General features: G+C 41.3%; 11 protein-coding genes. 4 read left to right on the top strand and 7 right to left on the bottom strand.

The genetic code is table 11. The features are described from left to right. Positions 1-2: 2 nt before the first annotated feature. Together FTV38_RS08160 and FTV38_RS08165 are read right to left on the bottom strand one after the other, a co-directional pair. Positions 3-2,189: a LysM peptidoglycan-binding domain-containing protein gene (locus FTV38_RS08160; protein WP_120364777.1), complete on the bottom strand. Its 2,187-nt coding sequence runs from the start codon at positions 2,187-2,189 to the stop codon at positions 3-5. Positions 2,190-2,200: 11 nt separating this feature from the next. Beyond that, positions 2,201-5,461, bottom strand: coding sequence for a type VI secretion system Vgr family protein (locus tag FTV38_RS08165; protein ID WP_180022176.1), 3,261 nt, complete (start codon positions 5,459-5,461; stop codon positions 2,201-2,203). 230 nt (positions 5,462-5,691) lie between these two features. Between FTV38_RS08165 and FTV38_RS08170 the strand changes: the two genes are divergently transcribed. From FTV38_RS08170 to FTV38_RS08180, 3 genes are all read left to right on the top strand, one after another. Next, complete coding sequence (locus tag FTV38_RS08170; protein WP_180022177.1) at positions 5,692-6,846, top strand: methionine aminotransferase; 1,155 nt, start codon at positions 5,692-5,694, stop codon at positions 6,844-6,846. A gap of 147 nt (positions 6,847-6,993) precedes the next feature. After that, positions 6,994-8,361 carry an MATE family efflux transporter gene (locus FTV38_RS08175; protein WP_180022178.1) on the top strand — a complete coding sequence of 456 codons (1,368 nt, stop codon included), beginning with the start codon at positions 6,994-6,996 and terminating at the stop codon, positions 8,359-8,361. A gap of 253 nt (positions 8,362-8,614) precedes the next feature. Beyond that, the gene (locus FTV38_RS08180) at positions 8,615-9,979 is read left to right on the top strand and encodes an LLM class flavin-dependent oxidoreductase (RefSeq protein WP_180022179.1); all 1,365 of its coding nucleotides are present in this window, start codon (positions 8,615-8,617) and stop codon (positions 9,977-9,979) included. Between the two features lie 164 nt (positions 9,980-10,143). On the opposite strand, the gene FTV38_RS08185 is transcribed toward FTV38_RS08180, so the two are convergent. Together FTV38_RS08185 and FTV38_RS08190 are read right to left on the bottom strand one after the other, a co-directional pair. Further along, the gene (locus FTV38_RS08185) at positions 10,144-10,968 is read right to left on the bottom strand and encodes an ABC transporter ATP-binding protein (RefSeq protein ID WP_078191493.1); all 825 of its coding nucleotides are present in this window, start codon (positions 10,966-10,968) and stop codon (positions 10,144-10,146) included. A 45-nt stretch (positions 10,969-11,013) separates the two neighbouring features. Continuing rightward, positions 11,014-11,229 (bottom strand): molybdopterin-binding protein, encoded by a 216-nt coding sequence (locus tag FTV38_RS08190; RefSeq protein WP_067765474.1) that lies wholly within the window; start codon positions 11,227-11,229, stop codon positions 11,014-11,016. Between the two features lie 230 nt (positions 11,230-11,459). On the opposite strand from FTV38_RS08190, the gene FTV38_RS08195 reads away from it, so the two are divergent. Beyond that, positions 11,460-12,554 (top strand): sigma-54-dependent Fis family transcriptional regulator, encoded by a 1,095-nt coding sequence (locus tag FTV38_RS08195; protein ID WP_180022180.1) that lies wholly within the window; start codon positions 11,460-11,462, stop codon positions 12,552-12,554. A gap of 171 nt (positions 12,555-12,725) precedes the next feature. Here FTV38_RS08195 and FTV38_RS08200 read toward each other — a convergent pair whose 3' ends face one another. Genes FTV38_RS08200 through FTV38_RS08210 form a run of 3 tightly spaced genes read right to left on the bottom strand, consistent with a single transcriptional unit; the run spans position 12,726 to position 15,468 of the window. Then, positions 12,726-13,556, bottom strand: coding sequence for an ABC transporter permease (locus FTV38_RS08200; protein ID WP_111885796.1), 831 nt, complete (start codon positions 13,554-13,556; stop codon positions 12,726-12,728). 20 nt (positions 13,557-13,576) lie between these two features. Beyond that, positions 13,577-14,410, bottom strand: a complete 834-nt coding sequence (locus FTV38_RS08205; RefSeq protein WP_078191496.1) for an ABC transporter ATP-binding protein — start codon at positions 14,408-14,410, stop codon at positions 13,577-13,579. A gap of 2 nt (positions 14,411-14,412) precedes the next feature. Continuing rightward, positions 14,413-15,468, bottom strand: a complete 1,056-nt coding sequence (locus FTV38_RS08210; protein ID WP_257228749.1) for an ABC transporter substrate-binding protein — start codon at positions 15,466-15,468, stop codon at positions 14,413-14,415. Between the last annotated feature and the right edge of the window lie 9 nt (positions 15,469-15,477).

The raw sequence follows: 15,477 nt of genomic DNA on the forward strand, positions 1-15,477 counted from the left end.
ACCTATTTTGATGAATGATATGCTTTAATTTTTTCAAAAATTTCTTTTACCTTAGCTGTTGAATGTGAATTAGCTCTATTTGTACCAGATTGGTGATAGCCTACCGAACCATCAGAAATAACGCCAAATTTATTCTTACTACCTTTAGGTAAAGCTATTGAAGCCCATTCTCTAGAGGCATCTATCATAGCTTTTTCAACTGTTGAGCTACCACTGTGTATAAGATTGTAAATTTCAGTTCGTCCTCTTAATAAATGTTCCTTAAAAACTCTTTCCTGCATATTCGCATCGTAAAGTTCATCACCAGTGAGATTCATTCTCTTTCTTGCAGCGTCTAATGTTGATGGAATTGTTTGATATTTTCCGGTTGCAAATCTTCGCCTATTGTCTTGCCAACTATAGTTTTTTGAAGCTAGTAACAATTGATTAATTGTTTTTCCTGTAATTGTGCCTGGTAAATCATTCATTTTCCCATATTTGACTCTTTTCCCTTCAGGTGCTCCTGCATTCCAAGCCTCATAACTTCCTTCACCACTAGCAATTGCATTTCCCAACTCCACAACCAATTCATCAATTGTTTTATCAGAAGTTTTTAAATTATTACTTGTCGCAGTTAATACACCTGAACAACTTAAAATCGATACTAAATTTATTTTTTTTACTAATTCAACTAATGGACCACCATTCAATTCTGCGACACTCTTTTTGAAAAAAAGGTCATTAAAATATGGCTGAGAGAACCTCGTAACATCATAGTGCACCCAAGTTGTTGCTCCAGAACCGCCGTTATTAAAAACTTTAGGTTCAAGATATATTTTATCAGTTTGTCTTTGCTCTGAAGCTCCCATCTTAATTTCCATTATATTTTTTCTAATGAATTCCATATCTAATAATTCTTTGGTTCTTACTCCGTCCTTCTTTATATGTATATCTAGTGCTAGCCCCATATGGTTGACACTCGTTCTTTTATGCTGCTTATTATTTTCAATACATCTATATCCTGATTCGATGTATGCCACTTCTAATCCACTTGATTTAAATTCATTTTTTAAATAAAAGTTTAAAGATTTTAATATCCAAATTAGAGATCTATGTATTCCTGGATATTCATTAGCAACATTACTACCAGAAGTAACTCCTTTACGATTATTACCATAACCAGAACATTTCCCACATTTACATGAAGCTTTTGCCATAAATCCTGCAACTGGATATTCTGTATAGAACTTATCTAAAGCCAATAATAAGCTTCCACAAATTTTCCCCGTTTCAGGAACCCCCATATAATCCCTCTGAAACTGTTTGATACAAGCTTCAGTTAAAGGAGTAAATTTATCAGTAGGTAAAGCACCGCCAAAGCCAGCTAAACGGATATTAATTTCTCGTATTAATTCACTTTGCCCACTTGAAATACATTGAGGCGATGACTTGCATAAATTTGATGTATCAGATTTGGGAGTACCTCCATCCTGACTTCGGTCCTCTTTCATTTCAATTTTAATAACTTCAGTTAAAGCTTTTTTCCCATCCTCATACCATTCATTAAGCTTTTCCAATGCCTTATTTTTATAATCATCTAACTTAGATTCTGATGATTGATTAGCTTTCTTTTCATCATGTTTAGGTGGTGCTGATTTTTGAGACTTGGTCTTCTCTGGCTGCTTTTTAATCGGCTGCGGTTTCTTATCCTGACTGCTTTTATTGCCTGTTGCTGGCGTATTAACTGGCAATTTAATAATTTGGCCTATGCTAATTTTATTTTTATTTTCAAGGTTATTTAGAACGTCTAATGCCCTAACTGTAGTCTGATACTTTTGTGCAATCGAAGTTAAGGTGTCTCCTTTCTGAACTATATGCGTCTTGCGCTTATAACCACCTTGTTTACCATTATTTTCTAAAGTTTTTAAATCTATAAGCAATTTTGGACTAATTACCTTAACTAACATTCGATCTTTTGACAGAGTAAAAGATTTGACTTTTTTCATACCATCATCAAATAGATTTTTCACATATACATCTAAAACCGTTCCTTTGTCCCGCTGAATTTCATAAAAACAGCCCTTTGAATTAGTGATACCTTTTACAACATGCTGATCTGTTTTCTGATTTCTAACTTGATAGTGAATCTTAGGTATTGGGTTACCAAGAGCATCTAGAATTTGTACTGTTACTAAAGCTTTATTAGACATATTTTTATACCTTAATTATTATTTTGATCAATGAGTTCATCTACATCATAACCATCAATACTTAACCCCCATTCATCATCCATACCTACTAAGATTTGAAGCTTTGAAGGATCAGCCGTTGAAATCTTTCCAGTTCGACCATGCTCATCAATCCCACCGCTGATCACTGCGTTCGTCTCAGGTATAAAAGCTTTGAAACTAAGCTGGCTAAAATCACTCTGCCAAAATAAGTCATACACATCTAATCTATTACTATAAATCGAAGCATTCGGCAGCTGAGGCACTTCATAACTGACTTTACTTCCCCCCACAAAACAATGCTGCCCAGCCTTACTCTCAAATTTACCGCCTGTTGTAGAAAATATGCCATCGCCATTAATTTTTAACTGTGAACCGCCTGCCGTTAGCACAATCTCTTTCGGACTGGTCAATTCAATTTTATCTTCAGTGGAAATAAGCTTAATCACTTTACGGGCTATCGCCTCAATCGCATCATCCTGTGCCTGCAACTCTACTTTGCCCTTAGCCGCATAAGCACTTAGGCCTTTTTGCGCCGCAAATAGGCTTATTTTATCTTGCGCATGATGCACAATATTTTTTTGTGCACTCACATTCACTGAACCTTGTGCACTCTCAGCAATATCCTGCGATGCCTGCATGACAATATCTTCAGGTGTGGTCATTGCAATGCCGTTGGGTGAAGCCAATAACATTAAAGCTTGCCTAAACAGCTTGCCCTGTTCCTGCTGTTTTGGGTCTGAAGAACTTTCTAAATTTTGGCTATAGCTCTCCATAAAGCCTTTCACATGCGCTAAGGCCTTTGTTGGCGTAAAAATTTCTGGCTTGCCAAAGCCACCGCCAATGATCATTTCATCTGGATTGATCTTAATGTCTTCAACAATTTTGCCAATTTCTTTCAACGATTTCAGTGGATCATCTTTGAGCTGTTTTTTAATTTGCGCGACCCGATCCTTCAGCTGATCGGCACCATGTTCTTCAAGCTTTTCAATCACGCCCTTCAAGTTATCAAAAGCTTCCTCAGCATCTTCAAAATAGGCTTTGAACTGCTTCACCGTGCCTTTCACATCTTTAGTAATCGCGCCGATATCTTGAATAAAACCTTTGCAATTTTTTAAAGCATTCAGCGGATCTTCTGCCAAGTCATTTTTAAATAAACCGACTGTTGTGATTAAGGCTTCTGAAGTACTTTTAAGTTCTAAGGACTGAATCAGTTTTGGCAAACGACCTATAACATTCAACGCATCTGTTTGTTGCTTCACGGCAATACTGCTGAGCATTTTCATGCTTTCCTGACCTTGACTCAGCAACGCCTGCGCTTTGGCCGCTTCCAAGTGGTCCGCAATGGCATTTTCCTGCGCATAAGTACTAATCAACATGCCACGACCCGCTCGAACAGCGCCAAAGGCATCCGTGCGTAGTTCAAAACCTTCGCCACGACCATTGCTTTGTTCTTTATCTTTAGGATGACTCAGATTACCTAAATTCAGCTGTGTCGCTGCATGACTACTCTGTAATTGGGTACTGATTTGCCCAGTTGTGTCATCAAAGCGTAGTTGGTTAAAGCCTGCTCCCGCAACTTCTTGTGAACGGATACCACTGAGTTTTTTGGTTTCAGGAAGCTGACCTTTGAGGTCAAACATGGTCTGAGATCGCTCAGCCTCATGTATTCGTCCTACTACAAAGGGACGATCCACATCACCCTCAAAAAAGTCGATGACCACGATCTCACCAATACGAGGATGGAAACGTGCCCCATAACCTTCACCCGCCCATGGAGTCAGTACATCGACCCAAGCCGAGTCACTGTCATTATCATTACTCCCTGCTCCACCATCATGACTGTGATCATCACTGCGGGTGAACGTAAACCGAACTTTGATACGCCCCCAAGCATCGACATAAATACTTTCACCTTCTGGACCGACCACTTTAGCCCGCTGTGGAAACGCAGGTGGCCGGTGTAATAAAGGATCATATTCAGGCACCACAGAAATTTGCCGACGGACCACATACAGCTCATTGGCCTGCCGTTCATCCCCTAAAGATAGCCAACGGCTCGCGGCAAGTAACTTTTCTAATTGAACCAAAATATCTTTGGGTAAATTATTTTGGTTATAAAATGCTTTGCCCAATATGAGAAATTCACGATCTGTCGTTTGATGTTGATCGATTTCAGGATGATTTTCTAATTCAAACCAATACCCCACTTGCGCATCCCGCACACTACTGCTGGCGGTAAAATATTTGGCTTGAAGTTCCTGATATTGATTGAGTTGCCGATTCAACTGATCCAATTGCTGTGTATTTGAAGTGGTTGCCTGATCTGCACCTTTAAGGTCGGTTGTCCAAGCCGAACTCATGGTCCACGCCTGCTCTAAACTTAAGGTTTCATTGTGCTGTTGCTCACTCTGTGCATGGGCGCTTAAGAGCGGATTACTTTGGTCTTGTGCCAATTGTTGAGCTTGCCAACGCTGCGTCTGAATCGTGGTCGATTGTAAAAAACGTTCTGCCACAAAACTGGTGATCGTGTCCAAGCGTTCCGTGGCATGACTCCGATGAAAGCGAATTTTTTTCCGTTCCAAAGCACTATAAGCTTGATTCGTATCAATTAAACGCAGCTGCTGTGCTTGCATCGGTGCAGCCGAAAATGCGACAAATAACTCAGCTTCATCAATTAACCAATTGATCCCTTCACTACGCCACAGTCGAGTCAGAAATTCGTAGTCACTCTCATTGGCTTGCATAGTAAATGGCCGAACATCATAGTTTCGAGTCAATCCATCCATGTTGAGGCTCAAGCTCGCGGCAAATAATGCGCTTTTTTGCTGCCACTCAGTAAATAGCACTTCGGTAATTTCACGCACCGACTTATTCATAAATACACGGCTATTACGGCGCTTATGCCAAAGTGCTGTCGCATCTTCAATAATGAGTTTATATACCGTCAGCGAACCATCACTTTGACCTTGGCTAGCCCCCGTAATTACACCAGTCAGGCGACTGAGTTGTCCCAAATCTGTCACTTGATCGACAGCCACTCGGCCACCGATAAACTGCTTTAAAGCCAGATGAGCATTGGTCGAGAGACAAATAATTTCCGCACGAAAGCCTTGATTGATACGGTGTTGACCCTCAATCCGTTGAATAAAAACTTCTGTGTTTAATGATTCATTTGAAAAATGAATATGTAGCGCACGTTTCTGTACGCTAAAGCCAAAGTTTTCCACCATGGCGTGAATATTTTTAAGCATTGTTATAAGGAAAATATTTTTTATAAACTTCGCATTTTAGAAAATGATTATTTTTTCGTCCACCTTGTTTTGTAAGTAAATTGTTGAATTCTTCTTTTTGGCTTTTGCATCACTTTAGGATTCAAGAGAATAGGAACGTCAATACTGGATCAATTTTGCTGATCTAACTTTTCGCAGCCGCTGAGATGCTGCTACACTCAAAATGCAACCTATTAAAAATTTTAAGCTCCATGATCACAATTGAATCCAAACTACCTGCACAAGGTGTGACTATTTTTAGCGTCATGAGCGCAATGGCGCAGCGTCTAAATGCACTGAATTTATCTCAAGGTTTTCCTGATTTCCCTGCACCTCCTGCACTGTTAAATGCGCTAAGTGATGCGACGCAACAAGGTTGTAACCAATATGCACCCGGCGATGGACTGATGCATTTGCGTGAGCAATTGGTCCAACTGTTTGCCCAACGCGACCAATTAAATATTGACCCTCACACCGAAGTGATCATTACCCCGGGTGCAACCATTGGTATTTTTAGTGCCATTCAAGCCGTGGTTCATGCGGATGATGAAGTGATTATTTTTGATCCGAGCTATGACAGTTATGCGCCCAGTGTAAAATTGGTTGGGGCTCATCCCATTCACATTGCCTTAGAGACGCCACATTTTACTGTGGATTGGAATCGTGTTGCCGCTGTGATTAACGATAAAACCCGGATGATTATTGTCAATACACCGCATAATCCAACAGGTGCTGTTTGGGGGCGTGAGGACTGGCTCAACTTGATCGAACTGATTCGAGATAAAAATATTATTGTGCTATCGGATGAGGTCTATGAGCATTTAATTTTTGATGGTCGTCAGCATCTATCTGCTTTGTCATTTCCTGAGCTGCGTGAACGCAGTTTTGTCGTGGGCTCATTTGGTAAAACCTTTCACGTCACAGGTTGGAAAACCGGTTATTGCATTGCAGCGCCAGCCTTGATGCAAGTGTTTCGCCAAATCTATCAATTTGCAAATTTCTGCGGTGTTACGCCCGTACAAATGGCATTGGCTAACTTTATGGCAGAACATCCTGAGCACATTGCTGAATTGGCCGATTTTTACCAAGCCAAGCGTGACCGTTTCAATGCGGGCTTAAGCCACTCTAGATTTGAGTTGATTCCATCGGCAGGTACCTATTTCCAAAACCTTGATTACAGTGCCATACGCCCAGATTTAAGCGATGTGGAAATGTGTCAGTTGTTGGCAGAACAACATAAAATCGTGGCGATTCCTGTCTCGGCATTCTATCAAAAACCGCCGGAAAATTTACGATTATTACGTTTCTGTTTTGCCAAACAAGATGCCACCTTAGATCGAGCTGCAGAGATTCTCTCCGCGGTTTAAAGCCGTATCTGCCCAAACGTTTTTTTAAAACAGACATGTAGAAATAATGAAGCCTTGGTTACTCAAAAACTAAGGCTTTTTTGAATGCCAACATGATAGTGTTATCAGTAACTTAAAATCATAAAAAGCCGCGTCTAGGACCTGAGCATGTCAAAACAACAGTCCCTCGTTACTCAGCAAAATTTATGGAAAACGTTTTTAGTTTTTCTGGTGCCTTTGATCGCCACCAATATTTTGCAGAATTTATCTGGGACCATTAACACCGTTTTTGTCGGTCAGATGCTTGGGGTGCATGCCATTGCAGCGGTTGCGGTATTTTTCCCGATCTTGTTCTGTTTAATGGCTTTTGTGATTGGACTCTCGGCAGGTGCAACCGTGTTGATAGGGCAAGCTTGGGGCGCGCAGAATCTTGAAAAAGTTCGTACTGTGGTGGGTTCCACTCTGTTTATGACCTTGATTGGTGGCAGCATCATTGCCTTTTTAGGGGTGATATTTGCCAAGCCCATTTTATTGGCCTTAGGCACAGCCCCAGACGTGATGCATTTATCTTTGCCTTATGTGCAATGGATGCTTGCCGGTAGCCCACTGCTCTTTATTTATATTATTTATACCTCGATTTTGCGTGGGGTCGGTGACAGTACAACACCGCTGATTGCATCGGGTATGACCATTGGTTCAGGGCTGATCATTACACCAGTACTAATTGCAGGAAAATTTGGATTTCCAAGTTTAGGTATTATTGCCCCTGCCATTGCCAGTCATATCGGCTTTTTAATTGCCTTGGTGTTTTTATATTTCTATTTAAAAAGGAAAGATCACCCGCTCAAACTCGACTTCGAGTTGATTCGTCATATTCGCCATCAACATGATCTCAGCAAAATTATCTTAAAACTAGGCATTCCTACGGGTATTCAGATGGTCACGACCTCTGTGGCCGGTCTCGTGATTGTCGGTTTAGTGAACCGCCATGGGGCTGATGCCACTGCTGCATATGGCGCGGTCAATCAGGTTTTGAACTATATCCAATTCCCGGCCTTGTCCATCGCGATTGCGGCTTCTATTTTTGCAGCACAAGCCATCGGTTCAGGTCATTCTGAATTAATTAATCGTGTGAAACGTACGGCCATCGGGATGAATTTCATTATTACTGGTATCTTGGTGGCATTGGGCTATTTGTTCTCTAAATATTTAATGGCGCTGTTTATTACAGATCCTGAAGTTGTGGTTCTCGGTCAAGAATTGCTGTTCATTGTGCTTTGGTCGATTTTATTTTTTGGTGCCAGTGCGATTTTTGCTTCCATTATGCGGGCCAGTGGAACGGTGACCGTGCCGATGATTATTAATATTATGGCGATTATTTGCATTGAAGTGCCGTGTGCCTACCTATTTAGTGAATGGTGGGGCTTAAAAGGCATTTGGTATGCCTATGCTTTGGCTTTTGTCAGCTTATGTATTTTACAAGGGCTGTATTACCAACTGGTATGGAGACGAAAAACCATCAAAGTATTGCTATAAAGTTTGCTAATAGCGTTCAATGCCAATCCGCAGCTTTGCATTTTAATATGAAAAATCTTGTACAGATCCATGCATAAAGTTTGCCGTTAAACTGCTGTTTATTTTTCAACATTTGGTTTTATATCCTGTTGATTTATCTACACTTAAAATACAATATAATTAAAAGTTGCATATTTTCAAACAATTATGGTTTGGCATAGATTTTGTTCTTATTCCTTTTATCTTTTAAGAATAATTGGAATGAGAAATTATTATGTCTAAACGTCAAATAAAGCTTGGGGCTTTTATTCCAACCACCTCACAGCATGTCGCGGGTTGGCGCCACCCTGAATCTCGCCCACAAGATCATCTCAATATTGATTATGCAATTGAACTGGCAAAAACCGCAGAACGTGGTCTATTTGATGCCTACTTTCTTGCCGATGGTCTGTCTGTCCGTTGGAGTTCTGCTGTCGAAGGTGAGAAAGGTTTGGGCGATAAAGGCGTCGGCTTTGAACCCGTCACATTGTTTGCAGCCCTGTCTGCTGTGACGCAAAATATTGGCTTTATTGCCACAGCGTCCACGACTTATGAAGACCCCTACATTTTGGCGCGAAAATTCGCTTCTTTAGATCATATTTCTAAAGGTCGTGCTGCGTGGAATGTAGTAACGACAGCCTCTGCCGATGCCGCAAAAAACTTTAACATTCAGCAGCACCCTGAACCCAAAGAGCGTTACGAACGTGCCGATGAATTTATTGAGGTGACTCAAAAACTTTGGGACTCATGGGAGGATGATACCTTCCATTACAACAAAGAAACTGGGCAATTTTTTGATGCCCGAAAACAACATCAGCCCAATCATCAGGGCCAATACTATCAGGTACTGGGTGCTCTCAACGTCTCTCGCCCACCGCAAGGCTATCCCGTGATTGTACAAGCGGGACAGTCTGAAGATGGTCGTGAACTGGCCGCCAAATATGCCGAAGTGATTTTTACAGCACAGCAGAACTTAGCAGATGCGCAAGCCTTTTATCGTGATGTCAAAAACCGCTTAGTGAAATATGGCCGCCATGCAGATGACCTGAAAATTATGCCGGGGGTTTCGATTTTTGTTGCCAAGACAGCACAAGAAGCCCAAGAAAAATATGACTTTTTAAATAGTTTAATTCACCCAGAAGTGGGTTTAAGTTTATTGTCTGCTTTGGCAGGTGGCATTAATCTGGCCAAATTTGATCTAGATGCCCCTTTCCCGAAAATAGAAGATGCAGACATTAATTTCTCCAGTCGTCAGCAGATGATGATTGATATTGCCCGGAAGCACAATTTTAGTATTCGTCAGCTCTATCAATATATCGCTTCAGCCCGTGGACATTGGACCTTGATCGGCACGCCTGAACAAGTCGTAGACCAACTGCAGGAATGGTTTGAGAATGACGCTGCCGATGGTTTTAATATCCTACCGCCAACAACACCTGCGGGGTTAAATGACTTTGTCGATCTCATCGTTCCTGAACTGCAACGTCGTGGTCTATTCCGAACGGCTTATGAAGGCAAGACCTTACGAGAAAACTTAGGTTTAAAACGACCTGAAAACCAATATGTTTTAGAAAAAAGACATACCTCCCAAGCCTCATAAACCAACGTTTAATAAAACTGAAAAACAAATGCCTCAACAGGGGCATTTTTATGGACTGATATTGATCCAACTTAAGCGATGATCATACTGACCTATATTTGATAAGCCTAAAAAAAGCCCTGAATTCAGGGCTTTGAAAAGTTTAGGTGATGGTCAATTCAGACTTACCATGCAAATTTATAATCGGCAAATCGGTGAGATAAAGGTTCAAGCAACTGATCTTTTACTGGATCACTAAAGTCAGTCAAAATGTCATTTTTAATATTGGTCAGACGGACATCTTCGCGTTTACGCGGATGGGCTAAATGAATATCTACAATACGTTTAATTCGTCCCGGATGCGGCTGCATGACCACTACCCGATCACCCAAAAATACCGCTTCTTCGACATCATGGGTGACAATAATCATGGTGATTTTTTCACTTTGCCAGATTCGCTGTAATTCATCCTGTAAATTTTGCCGCGTCAATGCATCGAGTGCGCCAAAGGGTTCATCGAGTAATAAAATCTGTGGTCGATTCACCAAACTCCGGGCAATCGCCACACGTTGATTCATCCCACCAGACAACTGCGAAGGATAAGCATCTTTAAATTGGGTTAATTTGACCAACTCCAGATGCTCATCAATCAATACATCTTCTTCTGCACGGCTAAACTGACTTTTATGCAAGGCAATCCGTACATTTTCTCTTACCGTCAACCATGGAAACAGGCGATGATCTTGAAACACGATACCACGTTCCAAACTCGTGCCCTGTATAGGCTGACCATCAACCAAAATCTGGCCCTGAAACTGACGCTCTAGACCAACCAACAACCGTAATAATGTGGATTTTCCGCAGCCACTACTTCCCACAATACTGATGAACTCACCCGGCTGAATATTCAGGTTAATGTCCTCAAGTACGGTTAAGTCTTCTTGCTTTTGTGTGGGATAATGTTTCGTTAGCTGCTGAATAGAAACCGAACCAGCTTGTTCTACGCTCATATCATTATTCTCTATTTGTGCTGACAAACTTTGCTGGACTAAACCTTAGAGTTTAGCCAGTGACACTTCCGTCGATTTAATTAACACCACTACCTCTGAACCTACTTTTAAGTCTAAATCCTTCACCGAACGCGTCGTGATCACGGACGTAAAAAAGCCCGCTTTGGTTTCCACATCAATTTCTGAAACCACTGGACCTTCTACGATTTCATTAATCACGCCTTTGAATTGGTTTCGCACATTTACTGAAGTAATCGCCATTTTAATTATGCCTTTTGTTATTTAGAGAGCTTTACTATAAAACAGTTCAATCACTTGCTATATCTTGATTTATCCTTTAGTTATCCCGATTTTATTTATCTTAAAATCAGATAAATAATCCACGCATGAATTTATCGGTGAAACTGATATTTAAATATCGAATTATTATTTATCTTTTATTTTTAAATCTTTCATCATGATCTGTATTTTCAACAACTATAAGAAACGATATGTCTATTTTGACCCAACCTGCAGTGCCCTCTGCACTGAAACATAAACGGGCAACAGCGACGGTCTTTGCAGACCCGTTATCGCAAGCGTTGTTGTCTCGAATTGAACAAATTGCACCAAGTGAGGCCAATGCACTCATCATTGGTGATACAGGCACAGGAAAAGAGTTGGTTGCACGCCAAATCCACCAATTGAGCCATCGTGCCAGAGGTCCATTTATCGCGGTGAACTGTGGTGCCTTTACCGAATCCTTGGTCGAAAGCGAATTATTTGGACATGAAAAAGGAGCCTTTACAGGGGCAATTAACAGCCGTGTCGGTTGGTTTGAAGCAGCCCATAATGGCACCTTATTTTTAGATGAAATTGGTGATCTGTCCTTGCCTATGCAAGTCAAATTACTCCGTGTTTTACAAGAAAGAGAGATCGTTCGAGTCGGCTCCCTCAAGTCCATTCCGATTAATGTCCGAATCATAGCCGCAACCAATGTCGATTTAGAGCATGCCGTACAGGACGGTCGTTTTAGGGAAGATTTATTCTACCGCTTACATGTGGCGTTACTACGCATTCCACGTCTCTCAGAGCGTCGTGGTGACATTTTGCCTTTGGTTAAACACTTCATTCAGGTCTATCAAACCAATCCACATGACACACCATTACGCCTCAGCCAACTGGCTCTCAAAAAACTCAGTTTACATAGCTGGCCGGGCAATATTCGCGAATTAGAAAATACCATTCAACATGCGATTTTAGTCAGTGAAAAAGGCGTAATTGAACCGGAAGATATTAGTTTTTCGAGTATTCAAAGTACATCGTCGTTTTCACGTGCAGAACCGTTTAACTTACAAAATGCCACCTCGGCTGTAGCCAATATCAAGGATATTCAAGATGCTGGACAGTTACTTGAGCAGACCTTTTTACAAATTTTTCAAGCCGCAAATCAACTCAAGCAAGACAATATTAATGAGCTGATTGAAGAAAAATTTATCCGAAGTGCGTATCAACACTGTCAATACAATCAAGTGCATACGGCTCGTTTGCTTGGAGTGACAAGGAACGTGATTCGCACTCGCCTAATTAAATATGGCTTATTATAAATAAGTCATATTTTTATTTACTCCACATTAAAATAATAATCCCAAAAACTGATACATAAATATTCATCTACATCATTCTTTATTCATTGCATTATTTTAAATATAAAAAATCAGTAATAAAAAACCTCGGTATATCCCGAGGTTTTTATTTATTTTTCCATTTTGTCTAGATTATTCCACGGGGTTTCGTTTCCACGCTGTAAAGTATTTTTCTAGTCCAATCAAGAAATAGTTAAAGGATAAGCCTACGAGGGTAATGACTAATATGCCCACAAACATTTGTGGAATTTCAAAGCTAAATTGCGAATAAATAATCAGATATCCCAGACCTGCTTTGGCACCAAACATTTCTACTGCAACTAAGGCCAAAATAGAAATTGCCCCTGCCAGACGGATACCGACAAAAATCGTGGGTACGGATGCAGGCAGAATCACTTTTCGGAACAATTGATAGGGTTTTAGGCCCATGGTTCGTGCCGATTTAATCAGTAAAGGATCGACTGTTTGTACGCCTGTAATGGTGTTCAATAAAATCGGCCATGTGCATGCATACACTAACAGACTGATTTTTGAGGTTTCACCAATGCCTAAAAATAAGATGAACAGCGGCATTAATGCTAGTGCTGTGGTATTTCGAAACAGTTCTAACAATGGATTTAAGGTTTCAGCCACGAGCTTGTACCAACCGATGATGAGACCCAAAGGAATAGCGATCGCTAGGGCCAAAATGAAACCAATAATGGAACGCTTTATACTGGCAAAGAAATGGATGCCTAATTGCCCGCTTTGATATAGCTGCCATGTGGTTTCCAACACCACAGATAACGGCGGTAAAAAGGCTGGATTGACCACACCACTACGCGGCAGAATCTCCCACAGCAGGAAAAAAGCCACGATGGCAATGGTGCGTTTAAATACCGTGTTTAACCAAGTGAACTGTAGTCGGGGTTTAATGTCGTTATACGATTGAGTATAACTGATGGCTTGTTTAGTCGATGACATAAATAAATCCTCTGAATATTTTAGTTATGTGCAAGCTGTTTATGTTTTTCGAGGGCTTGCGCTTTAATCACTTCTTCACTGAGCAATGACCAAATTTTGTGGCGAATTCGGCCATATTCAGGCAATGAACGGACATCTTCACTCGAGCTGCGCAGGCTTTGCGGAATTTCAATCACTTCCTTAATCCGCCCCGGTCTTGAGGTCATAATCGCCACGCGCTGACTCAGATAAATCGCTTCATCAATACTGTGAGTAATAAAAACGATGGTTTTTTTCGAGCTTTTCCAAATATTGATCAGCTCAGCTTGTAAAGTTTCTCGGGTTTGCGCATCTAGGGCTGCAAAAGGTTCATCCATCAATAAAATTTCTGGTTCATAAGCTAAACTTCTGGCAATCGCAACCCGCTGCTTCATGCCGCCCGAAAGTTCATTTGGATAATGCTTTTCAAAGCCACTGAGACCCACAAGCTGCAAATAGTATTCGGCTTTTTCACGGCGTTCTTTTTTTGCTACGCCTTTGGCTTCTAGACCAAATTCAATATTTTCCAGTGCGGTTAACCATGGATAGAGCGCATATTGCTGGAACACAATGCCACGGTCTAAACCCGGTTGAGTAATCTGCTTGCCACTCAGTAAAATCTGCCCTGCAGACGGTTTGGTTAAACCCGCAATTAAGTCTAATAATGTAGATTTTCCACAGCCACTTGGCCCCACGATTGAAACAAATTCACCCGGCTGAATATCCAAAGTGACATTTTCTACGGCAACAAATTCAGGCTTATAGTTTTTACTGCCGACATGGTTTTGTGCAGGAAATACCTTACGCACGTGATCTAAATGTAATGCACTGGTCATTGTTATATTCCTTTTGATTTTTGGTCTTTCGCATAGGGATTAAATTCATTGCTATAGATGCGACTGACCTCAATTTGATTCGGTTTTAATTTGTGTTCTTTTTCTAAGGCACTCACCCATGGGGCAAAATCCTGATCTTTTTGCACACCACCCACTTCGTGGACACCTGTGCCTGTGTAATATGGAATCAGTGCTGTATTTTCATTGCGTTGACGTTTTTCAATAATGCTTTCCATACGGGCAATGATTTGCTCTTTCGGCGTGTTGTGTAGCCATTCCTGAGCTTTGGCCACGCCACTGACAAAAGTACGAGCCAACTCAGGATGCGCTTGAATAAACTCTCCACGCATCGAAAAACTGCCTGCGGTAAAGGGCCCGTATAAATCAATATCTTTAAAGATGCTACGTACACCACCATGTTTTAAGGCCCGTTTTTCCAAAATGCCTGAGAACACCGCAATATCAATTTGACCATTCCGTAGAGCTTGTTCTGAGCTCACTGGTGGCAACATAATCAGCTCAACTTGTCGGATTTCATCGTCAGTTAAGCCATGACGAGCCAAATAGTCTTTCACCACAAAGTCATAATGTGCCCCGTAGGCATTCACTGCGACTTTCTTGCCAATAAAGTCTCGTGGGCCACGTATAGGACTATTTTCTAGCACGTAGAAACCCACGTTTTGTTCAGCATCACTGCCATAAGAAGCCACTACGGGAACGACATCTAGACCCGCGGCAATAACTTTCACCACAGCGCCATTAAAGGCTCCAGCGAAATCAACATCTCCTGCCACCAAGGTGAGTAAATCTTGTGGCCCACCTTGTACTGTGCCGACATAACTGAGTTTAATGTCGCCTAAATAGCCCAAGTCTTGTGCCAACTCAGGCAAAGACACCAGTCCCGGATAGCTTTGATAGCGTAGTTCTTTTAAAGCCATTTGCTGAGGTTCATCCACTTGCTGCGTGCTGCAACCAACCAAGGCTGTGCCACCGACCAAGGCAGCTAAAAATAGGCTACGCCAGAGATGGGGAATGTTATGGATTGTCATTTTTTTCATTGTTATGTT

The sequence above is a fragment of the Acinetobacter sp. YH16044 genome (assembly GCF_013417145.1).
GTDB classification, from domain to species: domain Bacteria; phylum Pseudomonadota; class Gammaproteobacteria; order Pseudomonadales; family Moraxellaceae; genus Acinetobacter; species Acinetobacter amyesii.